Below are 14,669 nucleotides of genomic sequence, written 5' to 3'. Positions count from 1 at the left end.
AGCAGTGCTATCTACTAAAAACCTTTAACCCGATAGGCTAGGATTTTGGAGCAAAATGACATCATTGATTTAGACCTTCAGTGCGCTCTCGCCTTCCTGTATTACTTTTAATAGAACATTAGCCAGGGTGTGAAGTTCGTTTGCAGATGTGTGATAGCCTAATTCAGAAAATACATGCGAAAGAACATCTGTTCGAACATGGATTCCGGTAATTAAGTTTATATATAGTCTTATGTTTATTTTGAAGAAGTTTAGTTTTTTTATTTTATATTTATCAATGTAATCTTGGAGCATGCCGCAGTACCTTTCGACTAATCTGTCTTCTTTGCTGATTTCGTCAGTTAAAAATTGCTCTTTGTTTGCTATATGTCTTAGCTGGAGTAGAAAGTATTCTTTGTTGTATCGGTATGGGTTGTATAAGGTGTCAGTGTTGTAAAAGTCTAAGTATCCGCTTTTCTCGACGTAGTCGGAGATTTCGCTGTCGTATTCTGGGTGCTCCATGAGGAATGTGCCGACATCCTGTATTGTTTGAATGTCAATTTTTCTTACTAGGTCGGGCTTCGTCTTTACTAGGGCTCGCACTTTGTTTAGCCATTCAAAAGTCTGGCGCAGGTTTTCTCTATTCGGGTCCGGGGTTTCGGCGAATGCAATTTCGGCGACAGTTGCCTGTCGAGTAATTCCATCAACCTTCCTAAAGGCTTTACATAGGCCGAGCTGTCTTGGAGTGCAGTATGCAGGGTTTCGTAAATTTATAAAATCGAACCCAATATGGGCATAGGAGTTGGCGACAAGGCGCGAGCAGAACTGGCGGTTGGTTTCGTCTACCCTAAGGAGTGAGCGTGCTCTTATGGTGATGGCCTCATTTAGTGCGTATAAACTTCCAACTTTTGATTGCGCAAAGGAGCAAACCATTTTAATTTGTTCTTCGCTTAAGGTAGTTCTTGATCTAAGAACTGCCGCGTCGGTTGCTCTGTCAAATAGCATTCGCTGTGGATTGAGAGAGAATACTCCCTCAAGTGTAGCTTCAATCGTGGTTCCTCCTACATAAATGGCAGCGTGAGAATATCTGCTCAATGTCGCGGCTCTTACACCTAGACTGGATACTGTTTTGTTCCCGGTTAAAATTATATCTCCTTTTTCAAGTAGGGATCTTTCTATTATGAATTTTGAGGTTGTCATTCTTTATCCTGATAGGTTGAAAGTGGTGATCTGCGGTCTAGGTTGTAATAGATAGAGCTTGTTACGCCCTTTCCGCTTGATGCGGCCCTTTCGGGTAAGACTTTTACCCTTGTGATCCATTCTATTATCCATTCCAACCCATTTCGCCATTTGGGCTATTTAGCTTGTGGGGACCTGCTGCAGGTGTCTTTCAACCTCCATGGCATCGTGAAGGATGCGGACAATCTCGATGACCTGGTCGTTGCCTAGCCTGTAGAAAACGACATGGCGGGGCCGGTCTACGCGGCCGTTTGGAGCTTCGGAGCGGCAGTAGAGCAGGTGTAGACTGCGCAGGCCAGGCTCCAATTGCTCCCGGGCGATACTCCCGATCCTTTCGGGCTCTGCTGATACCGTCACGAAGGCAGCCCGTAGCAGCCCCTGGTAACAACGGCGCGCGGCTTCTCCAAACTTCACCTGGGTGAAGCGAAGGATATCGATGAGGTCGGCCTGTGCATCAAGGGATAGGCGGAACTTGGGGGCGCTCACTGTTTGGAGCTCGCCAGCTGGCCCAACTCTTCCAGGTATTCCTCAAGTTGTGCTTCGGAGGCAATTTCAACGAACTGACCTGTCTCGAGTTGCATGATGCCGCTCGATGTTGCGTTACGGAGAGCAACGAGCTTGGCTGACTCTTCCGCCTCGCGCTCGAGGAGCAGACGTAGGCCAGCACGCACGACCTCGCTGAAATTCTGGTAGCGGCCTTCGCTCACGAGGTCATCTATCGATTTCTCCATAGGCTGTGGCAGGACGACGTTGTGGGTGGCCATGGTTTTCTCCGGGCTGGGATTGTGTATGGCATTTTATGCCATTAGGTTGGCAAAAACGCAAAAATCAGCGTATATTTAATATCAAGGTGCCTTCCCGAAGTCGAGGAGATCGACCATGACTGCAGTGACCAAAGGATTTGCCAGCCACCTTGGCTTCGGTGTTGGACGCACCCTACGGTTCTTCCTGAGCGATCGCAACGTCGTACTTCGCTGGGTGAAGCGGGGGTTGTTCGCAGCGGCTCTGTTGTTCGTGCTGGCCAACTCCTTCAGCTGGATCCTCAGCGCGTTGTTGACTGTTGGATGTCTGAGTCTTGCTCTGTATGCCCTGGTTAAGGGGGATGCTGGCGTCCTTAAAGGTGTCTTTTCGGAGGATAAAGACGCCCCTTACGGACGCGACGTCTTTGGTCGTGAGCTGGATAGCTGGGGGCACGTCGATGGCGAGTATCTGCACAGCAGTGATGAATGATATCTAGCCCTAGAGAGAAGACTCTGGCCTAGCCTCCAGGGCTGGTTACCTTCCGCCCCCTTTATTTAAAAGATTTAATCCCGTCCTGAGCAATTCCGCCCGCATTCTCTCCCGATTTCTTAACGTCCCTAGTTGCACTTGCCAAGCCGTCTAATGCCCCGCCGGCTTTCACTCCCGCCCAGCCAATTGCTGCTATCCAGAAAGCAGGGAGTATGAGAAACATCGCACCCATGACAAAGTTCAAGATGGCATCTTGAGTTGCCGTGTTTATCCCCATTACTGGGTCGAGCGAAAGATGGGGGGAACCAGAGCCATACATTGCATCAATAATGGTGCTGTCGAGCCATCTGGCAAGTTGAAACCAGAAGTCTACGAATATCATTGCAAAGAAAATTACCGTTACAGTCATGGCGACCTGTAGCTGATATGAGCCAATTACTAGAACTATAGGGATGCTAATCACCAGGGCCATCTTCAAGAAGGCCATCACCATTGGTAGCGCCTGGCGTACCATGTCCATCCCAGGAAAGTAAGCCAGCGAGCCGACTGCTATACCCAATGTTCCGCCTGCACGTGAAAGTCCATTCCAAAGTGTGCCGCCGACTTGGCCACCGTAGTCGGTATAGACGTCACCGTTGACTTGGTGGGTAGGCGACACCAGCTGTCGAATCAGCGAGTCCGTGACCTCGTCCTGTGACAGCCACTTTGCCCATCCAAGAAACTGTGTCAGCAGATCCGGATCGACCTGCGCTTTCAGGCGATCCCTTAGGCCAATGCCGCTGTCCGACCACCACTGCTTGCACTTCGGATAGCCCCCGCCGCCGGTGACTTCGGGCATTCCAGCGTCCCGCTGGGCGTCGTAAGGCCATGCGGTCCTAGGCGTCTTCGAGTAGTCGGTGTCGTAGTACCCCGAATTGTTGAGGAAGTAGTGCGAGCCGATCCAGTTGAGGTCCTGGAGTGCTTTCTTATCCTCAGCCATGGATCCGAGGTCCGGCTGCCGCATGAACAGCCTGGCACGCGAGGGACCGAAGCAGTCGTGCGTGAAATCGCTTACCTCCTGGGCGAGTAGAGGGTTGTTGATCCGTGTCGAGTCGACATCCATACGCATCTGGCGAAGGTCCGTACCGCAAGGAATGGCTGCAATAGCGCCATTAGTGAAACCCTTGGAGAGGGCATGCATGAAGGCCCACCAGATCGGTAGCTCAGCGCTCTTCCCAGCGATCGAGCTGAACGTGGTGTTCCAGCCGGTGTCGGCTGGTTTCGGCAAGGTGACCTGGCATTGCTGAGCTCGCTCCTGGTCGAACTGGATGGTGTCCAGCCCCACGGAGACCGTAGGTATCCCGCCGAGGCACACCACCACGTAACCGACGTAGATCTGAGTTTCGATGCGGGCGAGGGACAGGACACCCTTGTTACCTTCGTCGGCACCTTCCTGGCGGACTTTCAGCCATTCCCTGGCGATGATGATCAGGAAGGGGAGGGCGAACAGCCCGGTGTCCGAGATCATGTTCCAGATGCCGTTGCTGATGATCCAGCCAACCAGGGTGAGGTAATACTCGAGGTAGTCATTGGTGTAGAGGGTCATAGCAGCGCCCCCCAGTTCACCGGGGCTTTGACGAGCTCGATGACCACGGCCAGCAGCGCGACCAGGAGCTCGATGCGCAGCATGCGACTTTTGGTGGGGCCCGGCTCAAGAGGAGGCATACGGGCCTTCAGCTTCAGCCAGAAGGTGGCGAGAATAAGGTAGAGGCAGATCCTCCACACCAGCAGCCACAGGTAATTGTCCTCTCTCCAGTTCAGCCACTGTTCTAGACCGCCAAGGTGATTGATCACGATCATGCTGATCACGATGCTCACCAGGATGAGGCCCAGGGTTAAGGCCAAGCCTATGACCAGGCCCTTGAGCAGGCCGGTTTTCTTGGTGATTTGCTGGTCCATCAGGCTTACTCCTTGGTCGCCGGTTTCTGCAGCTGCTGCAGGCGATCGGTTTCCGGTGCGGCGGGCAGCACTGCCCTGGAGTTCTCGGCCCGAGATTGGCCGCGCTCGATGATGGTCATTGGCGAGTTCTTCGCGAGCTCGCGGCGCATGTCCAGTTCCATCTTCAGGTTGTTGATTTCCTTCTGCAGGACCTCTGTCTGCTTGTCGATCGCAGTCACGGCAAGGGCATTGGCGGCAACGTTCGATTCCTTGACGCCAGAGAGCAGCGTGCGCATCAGCATGAGGGATTTGCCCAGGGTGTCCGACAGGGCAACCTCCGAAGCCAGGCGCTGTGCAAGCACTGCCTGGTCGCGTTCATCGCGTAACGCCATGACTACCCCCCTGGTGATCGGCAGCGAATCGCTACTGGCAGCACGTAGCTTCTCGGCAGTAATCGTGGCACCTGGCTTGAGCAAGTCCTGCAGGGCTTGGATCTTCGTTTCGTAGGTTTCCTGGATCAGTGGGGTGAGACCGACGCCAGGCGTCGACGCGCTGGCACAACCCTCACAAGTCTGGATCTGTTGTTCACCGAGTACCCGTGTGGCGAACTCTGCTGCTTTAGCTGGAGACTCCCAGTAGCCGCAGACCAGTCCATTCGAACAGTTGTCCTTTGGAATGCTCGACGTGTCAGTCACCGCGCGATTGTTCAGCAGGTTGTAGCCGGCCTTTGCCACGTCGCTGACGACCCTGATGGGTTGCTGGCCGGACCCGCCAGCCTGGGAGCCGCCGACCCAGGTGACGCCGGCGTTTCCCGGGGCGCTCTCGGTCCTATCTACGACGGCCACGGCATCCGAGTTGCTCACCAAGGCCTGGCCCATTTTTTGGCCTTCGGCGACCTGTCCCCAGCCCATTTGCGCGCCGGCGATGTCCGCCATGCGTTCAGTGATGGCGCGGCAGGTTCCCTTAGACCGGTCGTAGTCCAGCCGCGCCTGCAGGATGCCGTTCGTGATCAGGTTGTAGAGTGCTGGGTTGGCGCGCTGCAGCATCATGGCCGGCAACGAGGCTACGGCGCTCGTGGCGTTCTGGATCACAGAGCTCATGATGTTCTTGAAGCCCTGGGTGGCACCATTCAGCTGGTTTTCCAGGGTAGTGTTCAAACTCATGTTTCCGCAGATGAGATTGTTCTGCCAGCCCAGGCCGACAGAGACACTCTCCATCTGCCCTGCACTGCCCATCGTTACCGCACTGCCCCCGCCGATGCTGTAGAGCACATCGTCACCGATGACGCTGCCTTGGGACTCGACTTTGATCGGGTCGACTGCCAGTGCCGCGGTGCTACTCAGGCTGAGTGCAAGTCCAATTGCTTGGGTGATGTGTTTCATGTGGTGCTCCAGTCACTGAGAATTATTGGAAGTCGGTGCTGCCCAAGAACTTCTGGCCACGGCGCTGGCAGCAGGAGTAGGGACGCCACAGTGCCCAGGCGTAGGCCTCGTCCTCGGCCTGGGCATGCTGTTCTCCATTGGGAAAGACCGCGCATGTTTGGCTGAGCACGGGCGTCAGTTCTTGCCACTTGCCGGTCTTGGCATCGCCCTCGAGGAGCGCGCCGGCGGGCCAGTAGCCATCTTCAGAGGAGGCGAGGATTGGTTGGTACAGATGGGGTTGACCGTCGCGTGTGGTGATGTCGCCGGCGCGCTGCGCGATGACTGCTGCGGCCTTGTAGTCGTTGGTCTGATGCAGGAATCCGTCGCGGGGGTAGACGTTGCCCCAGAGGTCACCGGCGAGCATTCCCCCGATCTCCCGCATCCCGGGCGTGAGTGATTCGGGATAGACCGATTCGGGAATTCCGTATCGCCACGCAATCGAGTCCAGCGTGCTCAGCATGTACGGGACAAAGGGGGTTGTAGCTCCTTTACAGGTGTAGCCAGAGGCGCTGGCGAAGCGGCTGAATGCCGCGGCGCCTGGATGGCCGAGTACATCCGCCTCCTTGAACCGGATGATGGTGTTCTCGTTGCTGTGGTTTGTGGTGCCGTCGTTGCCTGCCTGGGCGGTGAGATTGGGGGCCCCGAGTGGGCTAACCTCGGTCCAAGGGTTATCGCCGGTGTTGGCGTAGGCGGACACCACTGCGTCAGGGATGTAGTGCCTGACCTTGGTGGACGTCCTGACCTTGCAGCCAGCTGGAGTGCAGTACAGCCAGTAGCAGATCCCGACGATCTTGTATTCAAGGCAGTCTGGGGAGAGCGACGACGCGATGATCGCCGCCGAGTTGATCGCGGCCGAAGTGGAGAACGATGCGCATGCGGCGATGGTCATGGCCGACAAGCGAAGGTGGGTACGTTTCATGGTGTCCCCCGGGCATGCTCGATTGCACGCAGAGCTGAGGCGACATCAGGCTGGCCGTACACCACATACTGACGATCGACGACAACTGCAGGGAGTTTCGCGACACCAACGCTCCACGCATCGGTGGCACCCTGCTGCGCCTTCGCCAGGTCCTGCTGAAGACGTACTCCGTCGGGGCCATTCAGTATTCCCCGTGCTGCTGCGGCAGCCAGATCCGGATCGGCTGGGAGGGAGCGCGAGATCTGCTCCTCGAGGCGCAGTTGCTCATCCAGCTGAATGAGCCGAACACTGGCACCGACGGGGAGATTCACAGGGTGGGCTGAGTCGGTGACGACCCAGGTCTCGGCGTGCGCAGCGCCGGCGGCGATCGCTCCGCAGAGCACTGCCGTGGCGCGCCACGGGACGAAAGTGGGGAAGTTGAGCATGGTGCTGCACCTGGTAGTTAGTCAGGTGCAGGAGAACGGAACCGAGGGGGGAGACGCAGCAGGAAATGATTATCGCAGGGAAGGTTATTTTCTCCGTTACCTGGTCGAGGTACCGGGAAGCGCCTCCTGATGATTGGCCAGGCTATCCATCGCAGACAGCAGAATTGTGCTATCTGCTGGGCCTTCGAGTCTTACGGAGCGCCCAGTTCTGTTGTCGGTGATTTCCAGGGTGGGGGTAGCCTGAATTCCTTTCTGCTGAGCGTCGAAGCGCTCCTGTTCGATCAGTAGGGCTATTTCGTTGCTGTTTGCGCAGAGTTCGAGGTTGACCTTCGAATTGCCGTTATCGAGTCCCTGAACCACGAAGCCATTGGGAATCCCCTGTCCGTTGCTGCCTGTGCGCGCGAGTACCTGATCTACGGCGCTCCAGAATGCGGCCGCTCCACCGAGTGAACCCGCGCAGTGTACGAGGCGAGCTTCGTGTACTGCTGCAGCTCCATGAATCTGCAGAGGGAAGTGGTGCCACCGGAGGTTCACGTCCTGCTGATGGCTCACCCAGCGTTTCAGCTGGGGCGTATAAGTCCTGCAGTAGGGGCACTCCAGATCTGCATACTCTGTGATCGTCCACCTGGCTGTGGGGGAACCATACAACCAGGGACCGTTGGCTGGGGGGGATGACCATGGCCACCACACTCCGGTGCCGGCGATCAGCAGGAGTACCAACAGCGCGCTGAGCCGTTTGGGCGTCATAGCGGTTCGCCAAGAGCTGATGATGCTGCTCATTGCTCCGGCCTCGCTGGAGATACCGTTGGAATCAACGATTGCCGGCGGAGGGCTTCAATCAAGGCCTCCTGGGCTTTTTCCGGAAGGGGGTGTTGCTGCAGCCACTCGTCCAAGGCAGCCTGGATCTGGGGGCCTATGTCGCGACGGTCAACGGCCCTTTCCTTGATCTGCTGCAGCTCATCAATCAGTACGGGGGCACAGACCTCCAGCGTCTGCAGTGCTTCTTGTCCTGGATTTTTGAGCAGTTGTGTCAGGTTTTCGATCAGGTTCTGGGTCAGGGAATTGAGAACTCTCATGCCTGGCGCTCCACGGCCTTCGCTGTTGCAGAAAATGTAATGGGGTAGGGAGTGATGCCGCGCTTACGATCCAAGTCGGCTGACACCTCCAGGGCAGCGCCGAGCTCGTCGCAGCCAGTGGCTTTCATGATGTCGTAGCGCTGCTTCTTCTCTTCAGGCTCGGTCATGGCGAGCGCGAGGTACAGGCTGGGTGGCACCACTCGGAAGAGCAGTTCGATGCGCTTGGCCAGCACGACTCCCTCGGTGAACTTGCCGTTCTCCTTCCGGGCCGACAGCATCATTGTCTTTTGGGCGGGCGTCAGCTCGCGGAAGCGGGCGATCTTCTCGACTTCATCCGGCGGCATGTTCAGGCAGATCCACCACTCGATCATGTTGAGCAGTGCGGAGGCCTCCGGCGGTACGTCGTCGACGTTCTGGGTGGCCATCCAGAACCAAAATCCCAACTTCCTCCACATCTTGGTTATTTTCACTGCATAGGGGGACAGCAGCGGCACCTTCAGCATGATGTGCCCTTCGTCTGTAAAGAAGATGCCCGGTCGGCCTTTGAACTGGTCGCGCTCCGCAATGTTGTTAGCTGTGTTCAGCAACGAGATATATGAGATGGCCATTTGGGCCTGATAGCCCTCTCGCGCGTAGGTCGCCAGGTCGACGATAGTGATGTCCGCCTCTGGCCATGGCGTTCCTTCACGGTTGAACATTTCGCCTTCTGTACCCATGCAGAAAATCTGGATGGCTTCCGCCATTTCCATGAGCCGATTTCGGCGGCTTTCCGGCATGGACTCATCGGCGGCCATTGCTTTCAATGCTTCGCGAATGTCCTCGGTCAAAACGGGACGGTTTGCATTGGAGCACGTCGACGCGGCATCCAGGATGCATTGGCGGATGGCGCTGCGATCAGCCCGTGTCATCCTCGCGTCTTCTCCCGGCTCACCACCGGTAATCATCAGGCGGGCGGTGATTTCCAGCTCACCGAGGATGTCGCGCTGCTCGTCTTCCATGCCGTCGAGCGCGCTAGCCAGGTGCGCGTCGGATGCTTCGAGGTCCTCCGGATTCAACACCTTGGCCTTGTCGGGCCGTTCTACAAGTTGGATGGCATCGGCAAACGGAGCCAGGCTTACGCCCGAGCCAGGTGCCAGGCGGACACGGTTAACGGTCAGCCCCAACTTTTTGGCGAACTCGCCGAGTAGGCCGAACGAGTTGCCGGCCTCCACGACAAATAGGCGCGGCCGGTAGATCGCGATGATCTGAGAAAGGACGTTAATTGCGGTAGCCGACTTACCAGCACCGGTTGGACCGAACAGGAACAAGTGCGCGTTCATCTGACGGTCGAGGCGGCTCAAGGGATCGAATGTGACCGGTCCACCACCGCGGTTGAATACAGTGATGCCAGGACGCCCTGTACCTGTGGAACGGCCCCAGATAGGCGCCAGGTTCGCAACGTGCTGCACGAACATCATCTGGACGTACCAGTCCATGGCGCGTGGTACGTTCGGATCGAAACTGCAGGGCAACCAGCGCAGGTAGCTATTGAGCGGGGCTACTTCGTCCTGGGGCTGGACCGGCAGCATGCCGGATCCCAGAAGGGCGTTGTTCAACTGAGTTGTGCGCGTTTCGAGTTGTGCCCTATCGGCACCACGCAGATAGAAGGCGACACTGGCTCGATACAGCTTGTGCTTGCGCCCCAGGATCTTTCGGGCCTCGTCCACGTCGGCGCGGGTATGAGCGGAGGCCTGGGTATCGCCTACGGCCTTCTTCGACAACTGCTCCAGATGGCCTTCCAGCAGGTCCTGCGGCGTGGCCACCATGGTGATGCAGAGGATCGTGTCCTCCGGCAGTCGGTCGAAGAGGGAGTTGAGCGCGTCCGCCTTCTTGGTCTCGCCGGTCAGGTGACCGGTCTTGGGGGCATCGCGCAGGCGATCGAGCATGACCACCCGATGCGGCATGCCGTCGAATGACCAGAGCCCAGCTTCGGCCTGGGACAGAGGCTCTCGGAACAGCAAGTTCTGGGAGAAGTCAGTCCCGCTGGCCAGCGGCAACTCGTCCTCGGGAAGATCCTCTGGGCGCTGGCAGACTAGTTCGTAGAAGCGCCTGATGTCTTCGTCTCTTGTCCCGAGATGGTCGGGATGGGGGTTGAACCAGTGGATCAACCACTGGCGGATGGCATGGCCATCCATCCGCTTGGCAATCACTCCGGCGTTGGCCAAGGCTCCCTCCAGGCGGTCGCAGATTACGGACAGGTAGGGACCAGGTGCCTGGCCGCGAACGACCATGTCCTGCTTCGCGACACGACGATAGACGACCAGGCGCACCCTGCGGTTCTGGCCTCGCCAAGGCAGCTTGCTGACTGCCGTGTCCTCGAAGAGGCCCCCTGGCTTGGAAATCGCCTCCAGGTGACGTTTGAACAGCGCCATGTAGAGCTCGGTGAATTCGCTGCCTGCTGCACTGGGCTTGAGGTATGACCGTAGGGCCTCGAGGTATCCGTCCCAGCTTGTCTCGTCCTGGGCGTACAGCTGCAGCACCCAGGGCGAGCTTTCCAGCTCTTCGAAGCTATCCTGCAGCGCATTTTCTAGGGCATCTCTTGCCGATCGCAGCCAGGCCGGGTCCCGGCCCTCGGTTCCGATCGGGGTGAGTTCGAAGAAGGCTGCTTGCGAGCAACCGTCTTCAAGTAGCATCGCTTTCTCCGTCGGTAGGTATTCCACCCACGGAAGGAGGTCCACGAAGGACGGGGCGACGTCGTACATGCGAGCAACGTCAGCATCAGTTGCCGGCCGGGCCTTCGGATTGCGCCAGTCGTTGGGCAGTGGAATGCCGAGATTGGCCAGGCGCTCCAGATGACGTTCGATGGCCACCTCGATCTCGTCAGCGTCGACAACTGCTGACGTCGCCGCTTCCTGCAGGTGAACCAACTGCTCGTCGGTATCGTTGCCGAATTCGACCACAGGCTCTGTGGGTTCCGCCCGGGAGCGGCCGCGGAATCGTTCAAATAAGCCCATCAGTAGTCCTCCGTCCGCTCGCCGGGCATTGCGTATTGCACCCGTTGGTAGAGCGGGAATACGGTGGAGTAGCCCGGGATTGGTGCTGGATCAGAACCAGCAAGATGCGGGAACACATACATCACCAGGTCAGGGTTGGGCAGGCGCTTGAACTGGCTGTAGATCTCGTTTTGCGCGGTGCGCGTGAACTCTGCATTGTCGTTCATGGCCGCGGCCAGCCGTACATCGATAGGGCGGCGGAGCTCCTGGCGAGCGTCCAGGAGCAACCTGCTGCTGGAGCCGCCGATGCTGCCTGTCGTTCCTTGCTGCCACACATCCATCATGCTGGTGTCGCCATGAGGGAGCAGCTCGTCCTTGTTGGTGGAGCAGCCACTGCTGAGTACGGCCAGTACCAGCCAGGCGGCGGTCACCGCCCGGCGCTCAGTCAAGATTTGCGGATACATGCGAATCTCCAGCGGTGTAGTCGACCTTGCGGCCCTTGAGTTCGTAGTCGATCGCCAGTTGCTGATCGAGGTGAACGGACACCTTCGCCCCGGGCGGAACGTAGACGGCGGCGAAGGCCTCCCCGTACAGCTTGTTCATCCAGGACCTGATATCGCTGACGCCCCCCGACAGGATGCTGCCGATGGCTGAGTTACCTGAGGTGCCGGTGGTGCCGAAGGACGTGCCGTTGCTGCTGAACACAGCAGAGTTGCTGCTGTCGTCCGCTTTCAGCAGTTTGGCGACGCCGGCGCCGGCGGCGGTGACCAGCGACTGGTTGGTCAGGTACTCCTTGGCGTTCGAGCGGCGATCACCGGAGATACAGGGGACCCCATACTGATCGCTGATCCAGCCCAGGCCACCCTGGATGGATTGCTGGCCATTGCTGCCGCTGCTGGCCTGGTTGTTGTTCTGGTTGCCGTTTGCCTCGTCTGCGGGAGCTGGGAAGGTGCGGACGGTTCCATCGTTGAACACGAACGTCAGGCTGCGGATCTGCCCGCGAACACAGGACAAAGTCCAGTCACCCGATGCGGTGCCAGTCGCGACAGCGCCGGCGACGTCGGGCAGCTCGATGCCATTGGCGGTCAGGTTGTCCGGGCCGATCAGCACCTTGAACGGATACGGGTCGTTCACGGTGCCATCGATCGGCACCCTGCCGATCAGCGCCGACATGGCCACCGATCCCATCAGCGTCGAGTTCTGGGGGAGCGTGTACGTCTTCCTGACTTGCTTGCGGGCGTCTTGTGGCGAGATCTCGCCGCCGATGCTCTGGGCACTCGTATTCAGAATGTTCTGCCCACGATCGGCAGCCTGGCCGAAACTCGAGGGGAAGCTGAAGCTGGCTGCGGTCTGTCCAGAACCAGAGGTGACGGGCTTGCCGCTGGCATCCAGGGCTGTTGCATCCTGGGGTTCAATCCAGACCAGGTCCTGCTTGGGGTTGCGCTGGAACGCCTGGCCATCGCCTGGCTGGACGCCGAAACCGATGGGCAGGTCGCTGCCGGCGGAGCCAGTATCTTCAATCCCGGACTCGCGTTTGGAGAGCATGTCCAGTTGCTTCTGCAGCTTGTCGAGCATGCCCTGGCTCTGTTCCTGGGAGTGCTGTTGCAGTTGCTGCTGAGCGGCGTTGAGGCGCTGGTCCACGGTCTGGTTGATGTTGCCAAGCCGGGCCTGCAGTTCCTCGTTCTGCCGCTTGAGCTCACCGTTATCCTGCAAGGCCTTGGTCATCTGGTCCTTCAATTGACGACTTTCCGCGACGACGGTCCGCAGGGTGTCGCTAGGCGTGTCTCCGTCCACGCCCAGCGCCTTGGCTTGGCCGGAACCGATCTTGGGTTTTTCCTCGGTCGTGGCCACGTCGCCCTTATGCTTCATAAGGCTCGTGAGGATGACCAAGGCGAAGATGCCGAAGGGGATGGCCAGCCACTTCAGGAGCGGATTACCTTTCAGAGCTGCTGCCACGCTGGCCTCCTTTCGGGTCTACTTGACTGATGGACGCCGGCAACAACGACTCCCGGAGTCCCTTGCCTTGGGTGATCAGGTAGACCGTAGTGGTGTCCGTCGCATTGCCTCGCGCACCGAGGTAGGGATGTTGGAAGGTGGCCGCGACGAAGTTGCCCATCAGGTCGCGAGGATCCAGCTTGAGTTGCTGCGTGCTGGTGTTGCGCAGCTTGACTGCGGTCACGTAGTAGCCATCCAGCTTCCAGGCGCCGAGCGCAGTAGCTTCCAGCGGCTGTACAGGAAGCAGGGTGCTCAGATCGATTCGCCTATCGATGCGCACCTGGGCTATACCTGCAACAGGTTCAACGGTACGCAGCGGGGCATACAGCATTTGCGCCGCGTACCGGGTGAGCACCACAGGGGACGGAGTTTCATGGTGTGGTTCCGGCGGAGCATCTTCTTCCTGTTCCGCCGCCGTAGTGGCCGCAGCCGCGTTTCGGGGTTTGGCGCTGGTCGACTGGCCATAACGAGCTGGCGTTGTATCGCCCGAGACTATCTTCACAGGCTCCAGTGCAGGCTGACCCTCCTGAGCAGCTGTGGCCGCGATGTCCACCAGCATGATCTCGCCGTTGGCGACGTTCTGCAGCTGCAGCCGGGAAGGGGGGATGGGCTCGTTGGCGAGAAGGTAGATGGCTCCGCCAGTGCTCTGCACTCGAAGCTTCCCGACCAGCTCAGGTTTCATGCCCACCCGCACGTTCTGGTCGACGAACACGATCCGTTCCTGGCCGACACGCAGGGGCACCGCGAGTGGGATCCGCTCCCATTGCAGGATCTCGACCGCCTGCGCATGGACAGCAATCAAGAAAGACAGGGCGCCGCCCCAGCGAAGCAAGATCTTCATTGCTGGCCACCTGGTCCGGAAATGTCGTTGTCGACTTCAATCCGCACCGGATTGCTGGTGTAGCAGTCCCACTGCAGACCGAAGGGGTTGCGTTCGGGATCGAGGTCCGCACGAACGATATGGAGGGGATAGCGCGACAGCGCGCGCTTTACGCGTTCTCCTCCGTAATGCTCGTCGGCTGCAATGTCGAGGTTCACGGTCCAATCGTTAATGCTCTGGACAATGGTGTGCTGCTCATTTTTGTCATCGACACCGCGCCCAGGGATTTCAAAGACGCCGCGCTCCCGCTTGCGAAGTTCGCCTGCATTGCGACGTAGCTCGAAGTCTTTCTGAAGGTAGGTCTTGCAACCGGGCGTGAGGTAGGCGTCCAGCCGATCGATGTTGGCCTGGTAGTCCACTTCGCCGTCGCTCGGCCAGCGGTTCATCTGCTGGAAGATGTACAGGGCAAAGCTGTAGACGGCCTCCGGCGGCACATCCCACCACTTACGAGTGCTTCCTGAGCGCAGGTCCGGAGGGACGTGTACGGTCAGGTCCTTCGGTGCGTTCCACCACCCGTATGCCAGTGCCAGGCACACGATGGTCATGAATCCCAGGGCCAGGCGCAGGCTCAGGATGTGCGCCTGCTGGGCGTCCACCTTCTTGCGAAAACTCATGG

Annotated in this window: 16 protein-coding genes; 1 reads left to right on the top strand and 15 read right to left on the bottom strand. The window is 58.4% G+C overall.

Annotated features, from left to right (window positions below):
- Positions 1-69 precede the first annotated feature (69 nt).
- From DK254_RS23010 to DK254_RS23000, 3 genes are all read right to left on the bottom strand, one after another.
- Positions 70-1,179, bottom strand: coding sequence for a YiiX/YebB-like N1pC/P60 family cysteine hydrolase (locus DK254_RS23010; protein ID WP_109935629.1), 1,110 nt, complete (start codon positions 1,177-1,179; stop codon positions 70-72).
- A gap of 159 nt (positions 1,180-1,338) precedes the next feature.
- Positions 1,339-1,704: a type II toxin-antitoxin system RelE/ParE family toxin gene (locus DK254_RS23005; RefSeq protein ID WP_109935628.1), complete on the bottom strand. Its 366-nt coding sequence runs from the start codon at positions 1,702-1,704 to the stop codon at positions 1,339-1,341.
- Positions 1,701-1,982 carry a type II toxin-antitoxin system ParD family antitoxin gene (locus DK254_RS23000; RefSeq protein ID WP_109935627.1) on the bottom strand — a complete coding sequence of 94 codons (282 nt, stop codon included), beginning with the start codon at positions 1,980-1,982 and terminating at the stop codon, positions 1,701-1,703. The genes DK254_RS23005 and DK254_RS23000 overlap by 4 nt, the downstream gene beginning before the upstream one ends.
- Positions 1,983-2,097: 115 nt before the next feature.
- Between DK254_RS23000 and DK254_RS22995 the strand changes: the two genes are divergently transcribed.
- Positions 2,098-2,448 (top strand): hypothetical protein, encoded by a 351-nt coding sequence (locus DK254_RS22995; protein WP_109935626.1) that lies wholly within the window; start codon positions 2,098-2,100, stop codon positions 2,446-2,448.
- A gap of 61 nt (positions 2,449-2,509) precedes the next feature.
- Here the strand turns inward: DK254_RS22995 and DK254_RS22990 are convergent, their stop codons facing one another.
- From DK254_RS22990 to DK254_RS22935, 12 genes are all read right to left on the bottom strand, one after another.
- Entirely contained in the window at positions 2,510-4,033 is a 1,524-nt protein-coding gene (locus DK254_RS22990; RefSeq protein ID WP_109935625.1) for a conjugal transfer protein TraG N-terminal domain-containing protein, read from the bottom strand.
- Positions 4,030-4,386: a hypothetical protein gene (locus tag DK254_RS22985; protein ID WP_109935624.1), complete on the bottom strand. Its 357-nt coding sequence runs from the start codon at positions 4,384-4,386 to the stop codon at positions 4,030-4,032. The genes DK254_RS22990 and DK254_RS22985 overlap by 4 nt, the downstream gene beginning before the upstream one ends.
- Positions 4,387-4,391: 5 nt before the next feature.
- Positions 4,392-5,747 carry an integrating conjugative element protein gene (locus DK254_RS22980; RefSeq protein ID WP_109935623.1) on the bottom strand — a complete coding sequence of 452 codons (1,356 nt, stop codon included), beginning with the start codon at positions 5,745-5,747 and terminating at the stop codon, positions 4,392-4,394.
- Between the two features lie 22 nt (positions 5,748-5,769).
- The gene (locus DK254_RS22975) at positions 5,770-6,705 is read right to left on the bottom strand and encodes a TIGR03756 family integrating conjugative element protein (protein ID WP_109935622.1); all 936 of its coding nucleotides are present in this window, start codon (positions 6,703-6,705) and stop codon (positions 5,770-5,772) included.
- A complete protein-coding gene (locus DK254_RS22970; RefSeq protein ID WP_109935621.1) occupies positions 6,702-7,130 on the bottom strand; it encodes a TIGR03757 family integrating conjugative element protein in 429 nt (142 codons plus the stop codon). Before DK254_RS22970 ends, DK254_RS22975 begins: the two co-directional genes overlap by 4 nt.
- 96 nt (positions 7,131-7,226) lie before the next feature.
- A complete protein-coding gene (locus DK254_RS22965) occupies positions 7,227-7,910 on the bottom strand; it encodes a DsbA family protein (protein ID WP_109935620.1) in 684 nt (227 codons plus the stop codon).
- Complete coding sequence (locus tag DK254_RS22960) at positions 7,907-8,206, bottom strand: hypothetical protein (protein WP_109935619.1); 300 nt, start codon at positions 8,204-8,206, stop codon at positions 7,907-7,909. The genes DK254_RS22965 and DK254_RS22960 overlap by 4 nt, the downstream gene beginning before the upstream one ends.
- Positions 8,203-11,199: a conjugative transfer ATPase gene (locus DK254_RS22955; protein WP_109935618.1), complete on the bottom strand. Its 2,997-nt coding sequence runs from the start codon at positions 11,197-11,199 to the stop codon at positions 8,203-8,205. Before DK254_RS22955 ends, DK254_RS22960 begins: the two co-directional genes overlap by 4 nt.
- A complete protein-coding gene (locus DK254_RS22950; protein WP_109935617.1) occupies positions 11,199-11,642 on the bottom strand; it encodes a TIGR03751 family conjugal transfer lipoprotein in 444 nt (147 codons plus the stop codon). The genes DK254_RS22955 and DK254_RS22950 overlap by 1 nt, the downstream gene beginning before the upstream one ends.
- On the bottom strand, positions 11,620-13,122 hold the full coding sequence (locus tag DK254_RS22945) for a TIGR03752 family integrating conjugative element protein (RefSeq protein ID WP_109935832.1): 1,503 nt from the start codon (positions 13,120-13,122) through the stop codon (positions 11,620-11,622). The genes DK254_RS22950 and DK254_RS22945 overlap by 23 nt, the downstream gene beginning before the upstream one ends.
- A complete protein-coding gene (locus DK254_RS22940; protein WP_109935616.1) occupies positions 13,112-14,014 on the bottom strand; it encodes a TIGR03749 family integrating conjugative element protein in 903 nt (300 codons plus the stop codon). The genes DK254_RS22945 and DK254_RS22940 overlap by 11 nt, the downstream gene beginning before the upstream one ends.
- Positions 14,011-14,667, bottom strand: coding sequence for a PFL_4703 family integrating conjugative element protein (locus tag DK254_RS22935; RefSeq protein ID WP_109935615.1), 657 nt, complete (start codon positions 14,665-14,667; stop codon positions 14,011-14,013). Before DK254_RS22935 ends, DK254_RS22940 begins: the two co-directional genes overlap by 4 nt.
- Between the last annotated feature and the right edge of the window lie 2 nt (positions 14,668-14,669).

Origin of the sequence: Pseudomonas sp. RW407 (assembly GCF_003176655.1) — a bacterium.
Lineage (GTDB): Bacteria > Pseudomonadota > Gammaproteobacteria > Pseudomonadales > Pseudomonadaceae > Pseudomonas > Pseudomonas delhiensis.
The sequence above is the reverse complement of the archived record's forward strand: the minus strand, read 5'-3'. Positions and strand labels throughout refer to the sequence as shown.

What these genes read in the sequence shown, in the direction of transcription:
- DK254_RS23010 (WP_109935629.1), bottom strand. Translation starts at nt 1,179, where the DNA reads ATGACAACCTCAAAATTCATAATAGAAAGATCCCTACTTGAAAAAGGA.
- DK254_RS23000 (WP_109935627.1), bottom strand. Translation starts at nt 1,982, where the DNA reads ATGGCCACCCACAACGTCGTCCTGCCACAGCCTATGGAGAAATCGATA.
- DK254_RS22995 (WP_109935626.1), top strand. Translation starts at nt 2,098, where the DNA reads ATGACTGCAGTGACCAAAGGATTTGCCAGCCACCTTGGCTTCGGTGTT.
- DK254_RS22990 (WP_109935625.1), bottom strand. Translation starts at nt 4,033, where the DNA reads ATGACCCTCTACACCAATGACTACCTCGAGTATTACCTCACCCTGGTT.
- DK254_RS22985 (WP_109935624.1), bottom strand. Translation starts at nt 4,386, where the DNA reads ATGGACCAGCAAATCACCAAGAAAACCGGCCTGCTCAAGGGCCTGGTC.
- DK254_RS22980 (WP_109935623.1), bottom strand. Translation starts at nt 5,747, where the DNA reads ATGAAACACATCACCCAAGCAATTGGACTTGCACTCAGCCTGAGTAGC.
- DK254_RS22975 (WP_109935622.1), bottom strand. Translation starts at nt 6,705, where the DNA reads ATGAAACGTACCCACCTTCGCTTGTCGGCCATGACCATCGCCGCATGC.
- DK254_RS22970 (WP_109935621.1), bottom strand. Translation starts at nt 7,130, where the DNA reads ATGCTCAACTTCCCCACTTTCGTCCCGTGGCGCGCCACGGCAGTGCTC.
- DK254_RS22965 (WP_109935620.1), bottom strand. Translation starts at nt 7,910, where the DNA reads ATGAGCAGCATCATCAGCTCTTGGCGAACCGCTATGACGCCCAAACGG.
- DK254_RS22960 (WP_109935619.1), bottom strand. Translation starts at nt 8,206, where the DNA reads ATGAGAGTTCTCAATTCCCTGACCCAGAACCTGATCGAAAACCTGACA.
- DK254_RS22955 (WP_109935618.1), bottom strand. Translation starts at nt 11,199, where the DNA reads ATGGGCTTATTTGAACGATTCCGCGGCCGCTCCCGGGCGGAACCCACA.
- DK254_RS22950 (WP_109935617.1), bottom strand. Translation starts at nt 11,642, where the DNA reads ATGTATCCGCAAATCTTGACTGAGCGCCGGGCGGTGACCGCCGCCTGG.
- DK254_RS22940 (WP_109935616.1), bottom strand. Translation starts at nt 14,014, where the DNA reads ATGAAGATCTTGCTTCGCTGGGGCGGCGCCCTGTCTTTCTTGATTGCT.
- DK254_RS22935 (WP_109935615.1), bottom strand. Translation starts at nt 14,667, where the DNA reads ATGAGTTTTCGCAAGAAGGTGGACGCCCAGCAGGCGCACATCCTGAGC.